This window comes from Blastopirellula retiformator (assembly GCF_007859755.1).
Lineage (GTDB): Bacteria > Planctomycetota > Planctomycetia > Pirellulales > Pirellulaceae > Blastopirellula > Blastopirellula retiformator.
In genome coordinates this window covers 466,730-481,147 of sequence record NZ_SJPF01000003.1, presented here as the reverse complement: position 1 = coordinate 481,147, position 14,418 = coordinate 466,730, and the positions used below count along the sequence as shown (strand labels likewise).

The following is a 14,418-nucleotide window of genomic DNA, read 5'->3' as shown; positions in this document are numbered from 1 at the left end:
CGAAGAGCTTGCCGGCGCATAGCGTTCCCCGGGCGATTGGGGAGAACAATTCATTATACACGTCAGGCCGTTTCAGCCGATAGGCGGACGTAGAAGCCGCCGCGGGGATCGCTCCAAGCTTCTTAGGCGAATCAATTCGCCCGCAATTGCCGATAATGGAGCTGCGACCGAAAGTCATGTTGTGCCAACGACATCGGTTGACGCCCCCGTTACAGTAGAGGCGTTTCCGGTCATCCCTGCCGACACAAAGCGCGCCATGATTTCGCCCAAACTCCGCTGCCTGACTCTGATCGTCCTGAACACGCTGGCCGCGACGGTTCTGACCGTTCCGACCGCCGTCTGGGCGGCCGCTGGCGACGCTCAGGCCGCGCCAGCCCCAATCCGGGCGCCCGCCATCCTGGTCCTGGCGGCGGTCATCTCGCTCGGGCTGCTGCTAGGTCAGGTTTCGCTGTTTGGGCTGACGCTCGGCTCGGCAGGCGTGCTGTTTGTAGGTTTGGTCGCGGGACACCTCCAGCTGCATGTGCCTGGGGGGACTGGAGAAATCGGCCTGGCGGCGTTCGTCTACTGCGTTGGCCTGGGGGCAGGCCCCACCTTCTTCCGCTCGCTGGTGCAGGATGGCCGCAGCCTGGCGATGCTGGGGGCGGTGATTGTTGCTAGCGGCGCCACGACCGCCTGGGGTGTAGGCAAGCTGCTTGGCCTGCCGGCCGAACTGGCCGGCGGCGTGTTTGCTGGTGCGATGACCAGCACGCCCGCCTTGGGAGCTTTGACCACCGCGATCCCCGACAGCCCCGACGTGGCGGTCGGCTTTGGCGTCGGCTATCCGTTTGGCATCATCGGCGTGGTCGCCTTCGTGCAGGTGCTGCCGAAGCTGCTGGGACGAGAACTAAAGTCTTCAACGGCTGGCGATCCCAGTGCGGCGGCGACCCAGATCGTGCGGAAGCTGGTCGAGATCCGTAATCCGGCGATCGTTGGCAAACGCCCCGGCGGCGTTCCGATGCTGGAAGCGGCCAATTGCCAAACGCCGCGGGTTCGCGATGGCGAACTGTTGCGTCCGACGCCGCACGACTTCCAATTTACGATCGGTCAGCAAGTGATGCTGGTCGGCCCCGAGAAAAACCTGGCCACCGTGATGGACATGCTCGGCACCGAAGTCGAAGGCGCCGACCAGTTGCTGCTCGACGCCGAACGACAACGGCGGCATATCGTGGTCACCTCGCCAGAGATGGTCGGCAAGTCGCTGAAAGAGCTGCATCTGCTGTCGACCTACGGCGTGACGATCACCCGCATACGGCGGTACGACGTCGAGTTCGTTCCCTCGGCGATGACGACGATTGAGTTTGGCGACCAACTAACGGCCGTCGGCGAGCCGGAAAGTTGGCCCGAGGTCGAACGTCTAGCTGGGCATCGCCCCAGCACGCTCGATCACTCCGACATCTTGTCGCTGGCGATCGGCCTGTTGTTTGGGATCGCGCTGGGCATGATCCCAGTTTCGATCGGCAATCAATCGATCCAACTTGGCTTGGCTGGCGGACCGCTGATCGTCGGCCTGATCCTGGGACACTTTGGTCGGCTTGGCCCAATCGCCGGACACTTGCCGCGGAGCGCCCGGATGCTGTTGATGGAAGCAGGCTTGGCTCTCTTTCTAGCCAGCGCCGGCGTCTCGGCCGGGGGCAACTTTGTGGCCGTGCTGCAGTCGCAAGGGATCTGGCTGTGCGTGGGCGCTGCGGCGGTGGCGATCGTCCCGCTGACCGTCGGCTTCTTGCTAGCCGACTTTGTGCTGAAGCTGCGACTGCTGAAATCGCTGGGAGCGATTTGCGGCGGCATGACTTCGACGCCGGGCTTGGCGGCGATCACTTCGGCGACCGATGCCGCCGAACCGGTGATCGCGTATGTCGCCGCTTATCCGATCGCGCTGTTCCTAGTGACGATCTTGGCGCCGATTCTGGTGGAGATGCTGCGGTAGCGGAAAAGCGACGACGTTGCCAAAACGCAACCAAACGTCCCTTTGACGCTCTCTTTTTCCACGCGTCTTCTGTGGCGCTCCGAATTCGAATTTCGTGCGGTTGAGATTGCGCAATCGCTGCGATAGCGCGAGACGCACGTCGGCGTGTTGACGAAAGGCGACGCGCGATGATTCTGCGAAACATTGTCGATTGGGTTGAGTTGCCTGCGCTGCTATCACAAGCTGCAACGATTGCTCGGAAATTAGCGATAAGGCGCTCGGTCGACAGCTTGAAAAACTTGAAAGAATTTCTAGTCGCGTAAATCCCAGCGACGTATGATTTTCCAGCGTTTAGACGACCCGAGCCGCAAAATAATCTGTTTGTGTCCGGCGCCGAATTTTGGCAATCTTGTAGTAGGAATTGCCTTCCACAAGGCTGCCCGGCGACGGACTTGCCGCGGCTCGTCAAGCGAGAGGGACTTTGCCCAGAGCACCTCTGGTCGTTTTGATGACCCCCGGTCGAGGAACCGAAACCATGAATCACATGTTCTCTAAATTCGTTTTGACGGCGCCCTTGGTGGCGGCCGTCGTGTCGCCGACGTTCGCTCAGTCTAGTTGTGCCCCGTGCCAACCGGCCTACAAGGTCATTCAGAAAACGGTCTACGAAGACCAACCGGTCACCGTTCGCCGCCTGCAGTATCAGCAGGTCCAGGTTCCCAAAGAAGTGACGACCTACCGTCCGGTTTGGGAAACCGAAATGCGCGAGCGGCGCTATACGGTCGCCAAGCCGATCACCGAAACCAGCGAACGCGAAGAACGCTTCCGCGTCATGAAGCCGGTCTGGGAAGAAGAAATCCGGGACCAAAGCTACAACCAGGTCCGCTACGTCGAAGAGACCGAAATGCGTGAACGCCGCACCACCGTGCTGCGTCCCGTTTGCGAAACGACCTATGTCGAACAGCAAGTTCGCGTGCAGCGCCCCGTGACCGAAACGGTCATGCAGACGCAGACGACCGTTCAGTACACCCCCAGCACCACGCTGCAGACGCAGATGGTGACGCAAAACCAGGTCGTCAACCAAACGGTCTACGAACCAGGCCCAACCCGCAATCGTCTCCGTTGGCTGCCGGGCGCCAGCTACATCGATCCGGCCACCGGTCGACCGATGTACGATCGCGCTGGTCTGCACTGGGTTCCGGAACAACGCCCCGGCACCTATCAGAACGTCCAGTCGGTTGTGCCGACGACCGTCGCTCAGCAAGTTCCGGTCACGACCTACTTGCCGCAGCAAGTGACGCAGCAGATTCCGGTGCAGCGGATCCGCTACGACGAAGAGATCCAGGTGCAGCGGATTCCGATGCAGACCACCCGTTACGAATCGGTCGAACAGGTTCAGCAGATCCCGGTCACCGTTCGCAAGCCGGTGGTCGAACGGATCGAGAACAAAGTTCCGGTCAAAGTTTGCCGCTGGGTCGAAGAGGAAGTGGTCCGCAAGGTCCCGGTCACCTCGACGCGGATGGTTTACGAAGAGAAGGTGGAGCAGACTCCGGTTCGCGTCCAGAAATGGGTCGCCGAGACCAGCACCGTCTATGAAACCAAGCTGGAACCGGTCTGGACCGAGCAACAGATGGTCAAACGCACTCCGCGCGTCGTGACGATGCGGGTTCCCTACGATTCGTCGGGCGCCGTGATTGTCCCTTCGACCATGCCGAGCACGACGATCACGCAGTACGCTCCGCTCTCGACCGCCCCGGCGGTGATCGTTCAACCTTCGCCGACCGAAGCCAAGAAGCCGGCGACCAAGGAAGAAGAGTCGAGCGAAGAGTCGGAAGACCCGATGGAAGAGATCGGCCAAGTGGGCCCGATGAGCCCGCTGGACGACGCCAAAAGTCCGTCGCTGACCGACGAAACGGAGCCCAAGGACAGCGATCCGACCGGCACGCCGTCGCTGCAATAAGCGAACGAGCGAACAACTCGCGAGGGTCTTTCGCCGAAACCCATGTGGCCGCCTGCAACCGAGCGTTGCAGGCGGCTTTTTTTATGCGCTCCTGGTTCTCGCTGGCGGCCGTGGCTTGACAGATTTGGTTGTGAGAACAATTATTGTTCGTGCTACTTATCCTTTTCGGAAGCCGCCGGCGTGTCTAAATCGACCCTGCAGCAACAGCTGAAAAAGTCCGCTCCGTTCGACTCCTTGCCGCAGGAGACGTACCTGAACCTGCTGCGCACGCACAACATGATCGCCGCCGCCCCCAGCCATTTGCTAAAGCAGCATGGCCTGTCGAGCGCCCAGTACAACGTGCTGCGAATCCTGGAAGCGGCCGATCCACCGGGCCTGCCCTGCCTGGAAATCGTCAGCCGGATGGTGACCCGGGTGCCGGACATCACGCGGCTGATCGACCGCCTGAAAGAGGCCGGTTTGGTCTCGCGTACACGCTCGCAAACCGATCGTCGGGTCATTCGAATCAAGCTGACCAAGAAGGGTGAAGCGTTGATCGCCGAATTGGCCGAGCCGCTGGTCGACATCCACCAGTTGAACCTGGGGCACATGACCAAGGCGGAACTGGTCGAGTTGAATCGGTTACTGGTCAAAGCCCGCGAAGCGGCGGAGAACGCCGCCGCCAAATAACGAGGCTGCGCATAACGGTGTTGCATGTCGTCTCGGCTCGAACAAATTGCGCAACATGCGATCGCCCCGGCGATCTTGGTCGCGATGTTCTTGCTGGTTTCGTACGTTGTCCAACTGCTCACCTTCTCCAACACGCACGCGATCTTTCTGTGGCTGCATGATACCGGCGAGTTTGGGTCGGTACCGCATACGCATCGGCTGGCGATTCCGCTGTGGATGTTTCCTTTCGCGCTGTTGACATCGTTGGCGCTGCTGACTTTTCTTAGCTTTGGACTGACGCGGCTTTGCTGGAAGCGAAGTTCAGGCGGCGCCGATTTTTCTCGTACGTCGGAGAAAGAACCGCTAGACTAGCGGCACGCCCTCCTCATTCCATCCCGCTTAGTGAAGGTCCCGCCCCATGAAGCTCAGCACGATTCTGTTCGCGTTCCTGGCGTCGTTCGCGTTTGCCGGGTTCGCCACCGCCGACGAATGGGGCACGATAAAGGGTAAATTTGTCATCAATGGCCCGATCAAGCCGCCCGCACCGATGCCAGGATTTGCCGGCATGGCCCGGATCCCTAACCAAATAATTCTTGTCGGCCCCAAAGGAGAACTTCAAAACGTCGCGGTCTGGCTGACCGTTGAGCGCGGCGAAACCTATCCCGATCCGCACCCCAGTTACGCCGAAACGGCTAGCGACACAATCGAAATCAGCAGCAACCGTTTCGCGATTACTCCCCGTGTAACGTTCATTCACACGTCGCAGACGATCCGCTTTCGGAACGTCGCCCCAGTGGTGGAGAATTTCGTCGTCGACGGTTTCGTGAACGCCCCGGTGAACCTGCTCTTGGACGCCGGCAAGAAACAGGACCTTCGATTTGTCCACGAGGAACGCATACCCATCGTTATCTGGAGCGGTATCCGCCACTGGATGCAGGGCTATCTGCTCCTACTCGACTCACCCTATGCCGCCATCACCGACGCCAATGGCGAGTTCGAGATCAAGAACCTGCCAGAAGGAACCTGGACATTCACCTTCTGGCATGAGTCGGTTGGCTATCTAAAGGAGATCACGCTCGATGGCAAACCGCAAAGCGAGCGAAAAGGAGGGTACGAAATCGAAGTCGTCGTCGGCGGAAGCGACCGACCTGGGGCGGATCGAGATACCCGCCAAGCTGCTGAAAGAGTAGCCGTTCTGTCTGGCCACCGTCTCTAGAGCGATACTGCACCCCGGCCGAGCCGCGAGAGCCCCCTCTCTACTGGCGCCGCCACACCCCGACCAATGAAAAATATTTCGAATTCTTGCAGAAAACACATGTATTCGCCTAATAAAAATCAGGGAAATCTGTAAAATCATGGATCTCTTCTTCGCGACTGGTTAAGGGCCAGGCCGTCGCGTTAATACCGATTTAAGACTCTTATCTGAATATTACGGGAAACCCCAGAGCGATCGTTTTTTCGTCATTCACCACCTTATCGATGGTCGATAACGGAACTGATTGAGGGGAAACCCTTTGATTTTTCGGACGCGAAAGTTGCTTTACTGCAGCCGTCGCGCCCCCTTTTCATCTGCTTTTCTCTTCCCATTCTGAGGTGTCCGTATGTCCGTTTCGTTCTTATCGCGGTCAGGTCGTCGCGCGGGGTTCACTCTGGTCGAACTGCTGGTCGTGATCGCCATCATCGGCGTCTTGATTGCGCTGCTGCTGCCGGCCGTTCAACAGGCTCGCGAGGCCGCGCGTCGCATGTCTTGCACCAACCAGCTGAAGCAGTTGGGCCTGGCGCTGCACAACTACCACGACACGACCAAGAGCTTTCCGTACGGCTCGCGGGGCAGCGGCAACCAGGTCGGTTGGCACGTCGCCATTCTGCCATTTATCGAACAGGGGAATCTGTTCGATCAGATGGACATGACGGTCGATTTCCACGCTGGCGTCAACGCACCGTTTCGCGAAACCCGGATGGAACCGTTCCTCTGCCCGAGCAGCCCATCAGAAAAAGCGGACGATAACAGCGCCCACTTCACCACACACTACTACGGCGTGATGGGTCCGACCGGCACCAATCCAGCGTCCGGTACGGCTTACCAAGAGAACACCAGCGGCAGCCATGGTGGGTTCTCTAAGGAAGGCGCGTGGTCCCACGACGAAGTCCACAAAATGCGCGACATCACCGACGGAACCAGCAACACGTTCTTCCTGGGCGAAATATCGTGGACGCAGCGCAACGGCAACGCCACTCGCTATCGCCCCTGGTCGCGCGGCGGCCGAACGAACAACTTCATGGCGCCCTGCAAGAACGTCGCCCAGCCGATCAACGCCGACTTCATCGCGCTGTTTAACGACATGAGCTACGGCAGCAATCACCCTGGCGGCTGCATGTTCGCCTTGGGAGACGCTTCGGTCCGCTTCGTCGCCGAAACGGTCAATTACGATACGCTGCTGTCGATGGCCAGCTGCGGCGGCGGTGAGACGGCGACGCTGGACTAACAGCCCGTTGAGAAATGCCAGGATGGCATTTTTCAACCTCGCCAGGCTCAGAGTATAGCGCTTCGCGGCTCCCAAAATTACGACTTACGTCGCTATTTTGGGATCGCATCCCTGCGATCACACAGTCCGTCGAGAATACCAACGGACTGCCAAGCGTCTCTGTATGCAGCCCAACTCATCTCGCATCCTATCCCGTTTAAGACGATGTCAAAAATGATTCGCTATTGTGTATTGAGCATGATCGCCGCCGCGGCGATCATGCTGGCCGGCGGCTGCGGAGCGTCGCAGCCAGCCGGACATGCGGCCATCGGCAAGGTGACCTACAAAGGCAAACCGGTTCCCCGCGGCTCGATTCTGCTAAGCCCCGATTCGTCGAAAGGGCATACCGGCCCGGCGATCTCCGCATCGATCGTCGATGGTATGTTTGATTCGTCACAAGCGAAACAGCGACTCACCAGCGGCGCCTATCGCGTGCGGATCAACGGCTTCGACGGCAACGCCCAACCCGACCGCGAGCTGCCGCTGGGACAACAGATGTTCGCCGAGTACACCACGACGATTGAAGTCACCGACGACAATGCAGGGGACCTGATGATCGAGGTCAAACCGTAGCGAAACCGGCTTTCGTCTCTGACGAAAGCAGTTTCGCCAAGATCGGGGGAACGCTTGCGCGGCGTTCCCTTTTTTGATGCGCCGGCGGCGAACCTTAGAGCGGTTTTCCTCCATCTGTATCGTTCTGGCTGGTTGCGGCCGCGCTGGTCGGCGTTGACCTGCATCGACGAATCTTGAGGATTCGCCTGCTTCGGTCGCCTTGACCAGCTTGCCTCACTAACGCCAGAAACGCCACAGATATCAGAAAAACGCTCTAAGACAGTCGCTTCACCACATCGGTCAAAGAAGCGATCGTCGCCGACGCTTCAATATCGGACGGCGACTCGCCATCGCGAGACAAGAAGAGCGACTGATAGCCGGCGGCGATCGCCCCGTGATAGTCGTTTCGCGGATCATCACCCAACAGCAAGATCTGATGCGGCTGCAGCTGCAGCACCTGCGCGACCAGGCTGAAAAACTTCGGGCTCGGCTTCGCCCAACCCACCTCCGACGAAACGAATAACAGCGCGTCGGCCAAACTGGGCCAGTGCCCCGCGACGGTTCGTAGACGCTGATCGAAGTTCGACGCCAAGCCGATGCGGTAGCGCGGGCTTAACGCTTCAAGAGTCGGCAGCGCATCTTGATAAACGCTCCAGCTCTTCTCTTGGGCGAAGTGTCTCCAGAGTTGGTCGAGAATCGCGTCTGGCTGTTCCGACTCGGCGAAGACATGCGTGACGATCTTCCGCCACCGCTCGCGTTCCATCGTCTCATCGCTGCGCAAATCCGCTGAGACCGAGTACAGGGTGAGCGCTTCACGAAACCGCGTACGGATCGTCTCGATGGGCAGGTCGCAGCCAAGAGCGACGCCGGCCGATTGGTAGACCGACGCCACGCTGGGATGCGGATAAATCAAGGTTCCGACGGCGTCAAACAAGACGCAGCGGATCAGATCAGGCGATCGAAGCAATGTCGCGTTACCCCGTGATCCAGGGGAGAAAGCGATTGATATCGAGCCCGATCACACAGAGCATCAGCAGCGCCACAAAGGCGAAGCCTGCGAAGGTTAGCCGCATCATCCATTCCTCGTTGAGCGGTTTGCCCATGATCCCTTCGTAGGCCAGAAAGACCATGTGCCCCCCATCGAGAACCGGAATCGGCAGGAAGTTAATCACCGCCAGGTTAGCGCTGATCAGCGTCAGGAAGAGGAGCAGGCGTCCGATTCCTTGCGACGATTCGCTGGTCGCCACGGCCAGGATCGTGCCGGGTCCGCCAAAGCCGGCCAGCGGCACCGAGCCGGTCACCAGCTTGCGAAGCATCGCGAAGACCTGTCCCATGCCGCTTCCCGTTTCCTGCACGCCCAGGGCGAACGCTTCGCCGACCGATTTGGCGACGTACTTGGGAGCGGGGGAGACGAACACCAGGTAGCGATGTTCGACAAACTGATCCTCCGAATCGACCGGCGTGATCAACACCGTTTGCGTTTCGTCGGTTCCTTCGCGGTCGGCAATCACCTCGACCGGAACGCCGGCCGGTAGATATTGAAACGCCGCGTTGAACGCGTCTTGCCAAGCGATTTCTTCATTCTTGACTAGGCTGAGCGGCTCATCATGCGTCGGCCAGCCATAGCCCGATTCTTTTTGCGAATCGGTCGGCTTGAGTCTCAGCGTGCGGATTTCGTCTCCGGCTTGCAAGCCAGCCGCTTCGGCTGGGCTGCCAGGCAACACCTCGGCGACTCGTCGCTCCAGCGAGTAAGAGACGCCCAGCATGTCGACCGCCAGTTCGCTGCGGTAGCCGCTTTGCGTGTTGTACTGCGTCGGCTCTCGCATTGGGACCGAGATGGTCACCTCTTCCCCATCGCGGTTGACCACGACGTCGACCGTCTCGCCGGCGTACTTCGCGGTGCGAGACGACAAGGTATATCCGTCGGCGGCCGGCTCATCGCCGATCGACACCAGTTTGTCCCCCACCTTCAATCCATGCTCGGCGGCGGGCGACCCCTCCTGGATATGCAGGATCGGCGTCATCTCCATCACCAGGCCGGTCTGACGATACGGCGTCGGCGGCACTTCCACTTCGAAGGTTGTTTTTTCGGCAGCGTCGCCATTCCCTTCGGTTCGCTCAAACTTCAGCTTCAGCGTGTCGGCTGGACGGGTCGCGAGAATCTGCTTCAACTCAACGTAGGTGCTGATCGGCTGGCCATCGACCTCGATCAGCAGGTCGTCGGTTTTCAGCTTGTCCATCCACGCGGGATTGCCGGCGGCCAGCTCGAAGTCTTCTCCTTGCTTGGCGAACTTCAAGGTGTTCTCATGCGAGATCCCCAGCAGCGGGAAATCGGCATCGGGGAACGGTTTCTTCGGCTGCACGTCAAAGTCGATGATCTTGTCGCCGCGGCGAATCATGATCGGCATCGGCTGTTTGTCGCCGTTCATGACGACGGCCAGCGTCAGATCTTTGCGGTAGCGGAGGTTTTCGTTCGGCTCTGCGCCCGGAGTCACCGCCAGGATTTGGTCGCCAGGTCGAATGCCGGCAACCCAGGCCGGTCCGCCTGGCTGGGCCAAGGCGACGTCGCACGGCGTGTAGCTGACGCCGATCATGTAGGCGATCGCGGCGAAGATGACCGCCGAGATCACGTTGAACGTCACGCCGGCCGAGATGATCATCATCCGCTGCGGAACCGACTTGGCCCGGTAGTCGCGCGGATCGTATTGTCCCTCACGCCCTTCGGCTTTCGCCTTGGCCCGCTCTTCTTCGGCGGCGGCAGGATTGTCGTCCTGTCCCAGCATTTGTACGTATCCGCCTAGCGGTACGATACCGATGCCATATTCGGTCTCGCCCCACTGCTTTTTCCAGAAGTGGCTGATCGTCCAAGGGCCGATCTTAATCGACGGATTGAAACCGACGTAAAACCGGAGGCACTTCACGCCACACGCTTTGGCGGCCAGGAAGTGTCCCAGCTCGTGAATGAAAATCACGAGGCCAAGTCCCGCGACGCCCATGGCGAAATAGCCGAGGTTGGTCAGCATGCCCCAGTAGTTTGACTCGGCTAGCAGCACGTAATCCACGCGGAAACCTCCCTACGCGCCCATGCGTCGAGCGCGAGTAGTTGTTCAATAGTTGGGTTCGGGTCAAAGTCATGGCTGTCCAGCGCAGCCCGGCATGCCCGGGGGATATCGGTGAAAGAGATCTCGCCGTCGAGAAAACTCTGCACCGCCGCCTCATTGGCGGCGTTCAAGACCGCACCGGTCGTCCCCCCGCGTTCGGCCGCCTCTTTCCCTAATCCTAGGGCAGGAAAGCGGTCAAAGTCGGGCGGCTGGAATTCCCAAGCGGACGCGATGCTGAAGTCTAGCCTTCGAGCCGGTCCAGGGAAGCGCTGGGGGTACGACATTGCGTATTGTATCGGTAATTTCATGTCCGGGGGGCTCAATTGCGCCAGGACCGACCCGTCGACATATTCAACCAGCGAATGGACCACCGATTGGGGGTGGACCACCACATCGATCTTTTCGGCCGGCATATCGAACAGCCAGCGAGCCTCGATCACTTCCAGCGCCTTATTCATCATGGTCGCTGAGTCGATCGTAATCTTGGGGCCCATTTTCCAAGTTGGGTGATTTAGGGCCTCCGCGGTAGTTACCTGTTCGAGCTGCGCCTGAGTGTGATTCCGGAAAGGCCCACCAGAAGCGGTCAGAATGATCCGGGCGACTTCGGTCTCTTTGCCTGACTGCAGGGCCTGAAAGATCGCGCTATGTTCGCTATCGACCGGCAAAATCGGGGCGTTTCGCTCTGCCGCCAGCCGCATCGCCAGGCCGCCCGCCAAGACGAGCGTCTCTTTATTCGCCAGCGCGACCCGTTTTCCCGCTTCCAAGGCGGCCCAGGTCCCTTCCAGTCCAGCTCGCCCGACAATCGCCGCGACGACAATATCGACGTCATCATGTCCGACCAGGTCGGCGATCGCGTCAGGGCCGGTTCGCAGTTCGGTCTCGGGCGGCAGATCGGACCAATCGCGACTTGCCGCCGCTTCGGCATCGGTAGCGACCACATAGCGGGGAACAAACTGTCGCGCGGAGGCCGCAAGTTCATCCAGTTTTTGGTGCGCCGTCAGCAGATAGCACTGATAGCGTCCTTCCGAGGCGGCGATCACATCCAGCGTGCTGCGTCCGATGCTACCGGTAGCGCCAAGCAGTGCGACGTATTGAGGAGCGGCCGTCATGGCGACGATTCGATCGATGGTGGTGATACGGGAAGACAGTGCGCGACGGAGCCGGGGGTGCGTAATCGCTACTAGCCGTCCAAGCGGCCCCGGCCGGAAAATGCATCGTGCATTCTACGACAACCAGGCGGCCGCGCCTTGGGCGGCGAGCGATGCGCACATCTCTAGATGCGACAAGCACTTGCGAAGCACGCGAATTCTAGGAAGAATCTCCTATCGCAGCAAGTCGAGCCGTTTTCGCCGTACTGGCCAATCCATTGGCTCGAAACAACGCGATGTATAATAGCGGCTGACTTGGACCAAACACCGAAATCAACCGGCTCCGCCGAGACACTCCCCCCTGAGAGCTCATGGATAATCACGACGAACCCCCTCGCCGTTCGGGCGATTCGCGCTCGAATAATTCCATCCTGTACATCGTGGTCGCGATCGTCGTCGCGTTCTTTATCGCGATCTACTTCATTCGACCTTCGCGCGACACCATCACGCCGGCCCAACTGGTCGACCTGATTGACGCGCACGAGCCCGACGCTTCCGGAAAACCAGTCGGCAGCCTGGCGATCGAGAACTCGAAGGGGAAGAAAATCCTCTACTCGAATCTCCGCAACGCGACCGTCAGCAAGTCGATGGTCAGCGCCGTCGTCGATCGCGAAGATCTTGACGCCGACAACAAAGACATCGCCTCGAGCAAAGAGAAAGGGGCGCCGATCGTCACCTACCTGCCGGGGGACGAACAGAGCCTGAACGAAATCACCGACGCCCTCAAAGCGCACGGCTTTAAAGACTACAGCGGCGATCCAGGGGATGGTTTCCTCGAGATCTACGGCGGTCTGCTGTTTATGACCGCGTTGATCGTGATCCTCTTCTACCTGATGATGCGCCGTCTCGGCGGCGCCGGCAGCGCGATCGCCTTTGGTCGCAGCCGCGGCAAGATGCACATGCAGGACGACCTCAACATCTCATTTGAGGATGTCGCCGGGATCGAAGAAGCGGTCGAAGAAGTCAAAGAAATCGTCGACTTCCTCCGCTCGCCCGACAAGTATCAAGAGCTGGGCGGTCGCATCCCCAAAGGCGTGCTGCTGGTCGGCCCTCCTGGTACCGGCAAGACGTTGCTCGCCAAGGCGATCGCCGGCGAGGCAGGCGTGACGTTCTTCAGCCTGTCCGGTTCCGACTTTGTTGAAATGTTCGTCGGCGTTGGCGCCGCACGCGTTCGCGATATGTTCCAACAAGCGGCCGCCAAAAACCCCTGCATCATTTTCATCGACGAACTCGACGCCCTCGGCAAGACCCGCGGCTCCGGCATGGTGGGCGGTCATGACGAGCGCGAACAAACGCTCAACGCGCTGCTGGTCGAGATGGACGGTTTCGACTCTAACAGCGGCATTATCATCATCGCGGCGACCAACCGCCCCGAGATGCTCGATCCGGCGCTGTTGCGTCCCGGTCGCTTCGACCGCCAGGTGCTGGTCGATCGCCCCGACGCGGCTGGTCGCGCCGACATCCTGAAGGTGCACGTCAAATCGGTCAAACTTGACGAATCGGTCGACGTCAAGAAGGTCGCTTCGATCACCGCGGGCTTCGCCGGCGCCGACTTGGCCAACCTGGTCAACGAAGCGGCGCTGTTGGCGGCCCGCAAAGGGAAACCCGCCGTCTCGATGGAAGAGTTCGACGAAGGGGTCGAGCGGGTCACCGCCGGTCTCGAGAAAAAACAGCGGGTTATGCACGAGGAAGAAAAGAACCGGGTCGCCTACCACGAGAGTGGTCACGCCCTGGTCGCCTACTGCCTGCCCAATACTGATCCGGTTCACAAAGTGTCGATCATTCCGCGCGGTCTGGCGGCGCTTGGCTATACGATGCAGCGTCCGACTGAAGATCGCTTCCTGATGACCCAGGGCGAACTCGAAAGCCGCATTCAGGTGCTGCTGGCCGGCACGGTCGCTGAAGAAATGGTCTACGACGAAATCTCGACCGGCGCCTCGAACGACCTGGAACGCGCCACCGAATTGGCCCGCGGCATGGTGACCGACTACGGCATGAGCCGCTTGGGCCGGGTCAACTATCGCCAAAGCGGCCGCTCGGCCTTCATTCCGGAAGCCCCCGATGAACGGATGCGTTCGCACAGCGAAGAGACGACCCGCGAGATCGATCTCGAAGTGAAGCGGATTCTGGACGAAATGCTGCAGAAGACCCGCTCGCTCCTCTCCGATCGCCGTGACTCGCTGATCGCACTGGCCGAGCGTCTGATCGAAGTCGAATCGGTCGATGGCGAAGAACTGCGCCGCGTGATCGAAGAGCACTCGCACGGACCGCGGATCGTCCCCGGCACCGACTCGCCCAAACGGTCGCGTCCGGCCGGCGAAGCGGATAAGCCGGAAGAGGGAGACGCTCCCTCGGCCGAAGGCGCCAGCTAACTGCAAACGCAGTCGAAATTCGTTACACTAACTGCCTGTTGAAAAATGCCATCGTGGCATTTTTCAACCTCGCCAGGCTCAGAGCATAGCTCTTCGCGGCTCGCAAGATAACGACTTACGTCGTTATCTTGGGATCGCATCCGTGCGATCCAGCAGCCCGTTGAGAATATCAA

11 protein-coding genes are annotated in these 14,418 nt (G+C 59.9%); 8 read left to right on the top strand and 3 right to left on the bottom strand.

The features are described from left to right. Window positions 1-256: 256 nt before the first annotated feature. The 7 genes from Enr8_RS13665 to Enr8_RS13635 all read left to right on the top strand — a co-directional run bounded on the left by Enr8_RS13665 (window position 257) and on the right by Enr8_RS13635 (window position 7,645). Window positions 257-1,963, top strand: a complete 1,707-nt coding sequence (locus Enr8_RS13665) for an aspartate:alanine exchanger family transporter (RefSeq protein ID WP_146432394.1) — start codon at window positions 257-259, stop codon at window positions 1,961-1,963. Between the two features lie 514 nt (window positions 1,964-2,477). Beyond that, a complete protein-coding gene (locus Enr8_RS13660) occupies window positions 2,478-3,899 on the top strand; it encodes a hypothetical protein (protein WP_186767643.1) in 1,422 nt (473 codons plus the stop codon). Window positions 3,900-4,079: 180 nt separating this feature from the next. Continuing rightward, window positions 4,080-4,568, top strand: coding sequence for a MarR family winged helix-turn-helix transcriptional regulator (locus tag Enr8_RS13655; protein WP_146432390.1), 489 nt, complete (start codon window positions 4,080-4,082; stop codon window positions 4,566-4,568). A 24-nt stretch (window positions 4,569-4,592) separates the two neighbouring features. Then, window positions 4,593-4,919: a hypothetical protein gene (locus tag Enr8_RS13650; protein ID WP_146432388.1), complete on the top strand. Its 327-nt coding sequence runs from the start codon at window positions 4,593-4,595 to the stop codon at window positions 4,917-4,919. Between the two features lie 46 nt (window positions 4,920-4,965). Further along, window positions 4,966-5,763: a peptidase associated/transthyretin-like domain-containing protein gene (locus Enr8_RS13645; RefSeq protein WP_146432386.1), complete on the top strand. Its 798-nt coding sequence runs from the start codon at window positions 4,966-4,968 to the stop codon at window positions 5,761-5,763. Between the two features lie 385 nt (window positions 5,764-6,148). Further along, entirely contained in the window at window positions 6,149-7,033 is an 885-nt protein-coding gene (locus tag Enr8_RS13640; protein WP_146432384.1) for a DUF1559 domain-containing protein, read from the top strand. Window positions 7,034-7,246: 213 nt separating this feature from the next. Continuing rightward, window positions 7,247-7,645: a hypothetical protein gene (locus Enr8_RS13635; RefSeq protein ID WP_146432383.1), complete on the top strand. Its 399-nt coding sequence runs from the start codon at window positions 7,247-7,249 to the stop codon at window positions 7,643-7,645. A gap of 253 nt (window positions 7,646-7,898) precedes the next feature. Here the strand turns inward: Enr8_RS13635 and Enr8_RS13630 are convergent, their stop codons facing one another. The 3 genes from Enr8_RS13630 to dxr are packed head-to-tail and all read right to left on the bottom strand — an operon-like array spanning window position 7,899 to window position 11,834. Beyond that, window positions 7,899-8,591, bottom strand: a complete 693-nt coding sequence (locus Enr8_RS13630; protein WP_186767642.1) for an HAD-IA family hydrolase — start codon at window positions 8,589-8,591, stop codon at window positions 7,899-7,901. 7 nt (window positions 8,592-8,598) lie between these two features. Beyond that, a complete protein-coding gene (locus tag Enr8_RS13625) occupies window positions 8,599-10,686 on the bottom strand; it encodes a site-2 protease family protein (RefSeq protein ID WP_146432381.1) in 2,088 nt (695 codons plus the stop codon). Beyond that, entirely contained in the window at window positions 10,668-11,834 is a 1,167-nt protein-coding gene (gene dxr / locus Enr8_RS13620) for a 1-deoxy-D-xylulose-5-phosphate reductoisomerase (protein ID WP_146432380.1), read from the bottom strand. The genes Enr8_RS13625 and dxr overlap by 19 nt, the downstream gene beginning before the upstream one ends. Window positions 11,835-12,184: 350 nt before the next feature. Between dxr and ftsH the strand changes: the two genes are divergently transcribed. Next, the gene (gene ftsH, locus Enr8_RS13615; RefSeq protein WP_146432379.1) at window positions 12,185-14,245 is read left to right on the top strand and encodes an ATP-dependent zinc metalloprotease FtsH; all 2,061 of its coding nucleotides are present in this window, start codon (window positions 12,185-12,187) and stop codon (window positions 14,243-14,245) included. Window positions 14,246-14,418 lie beyond the last annotated feature (173 nt).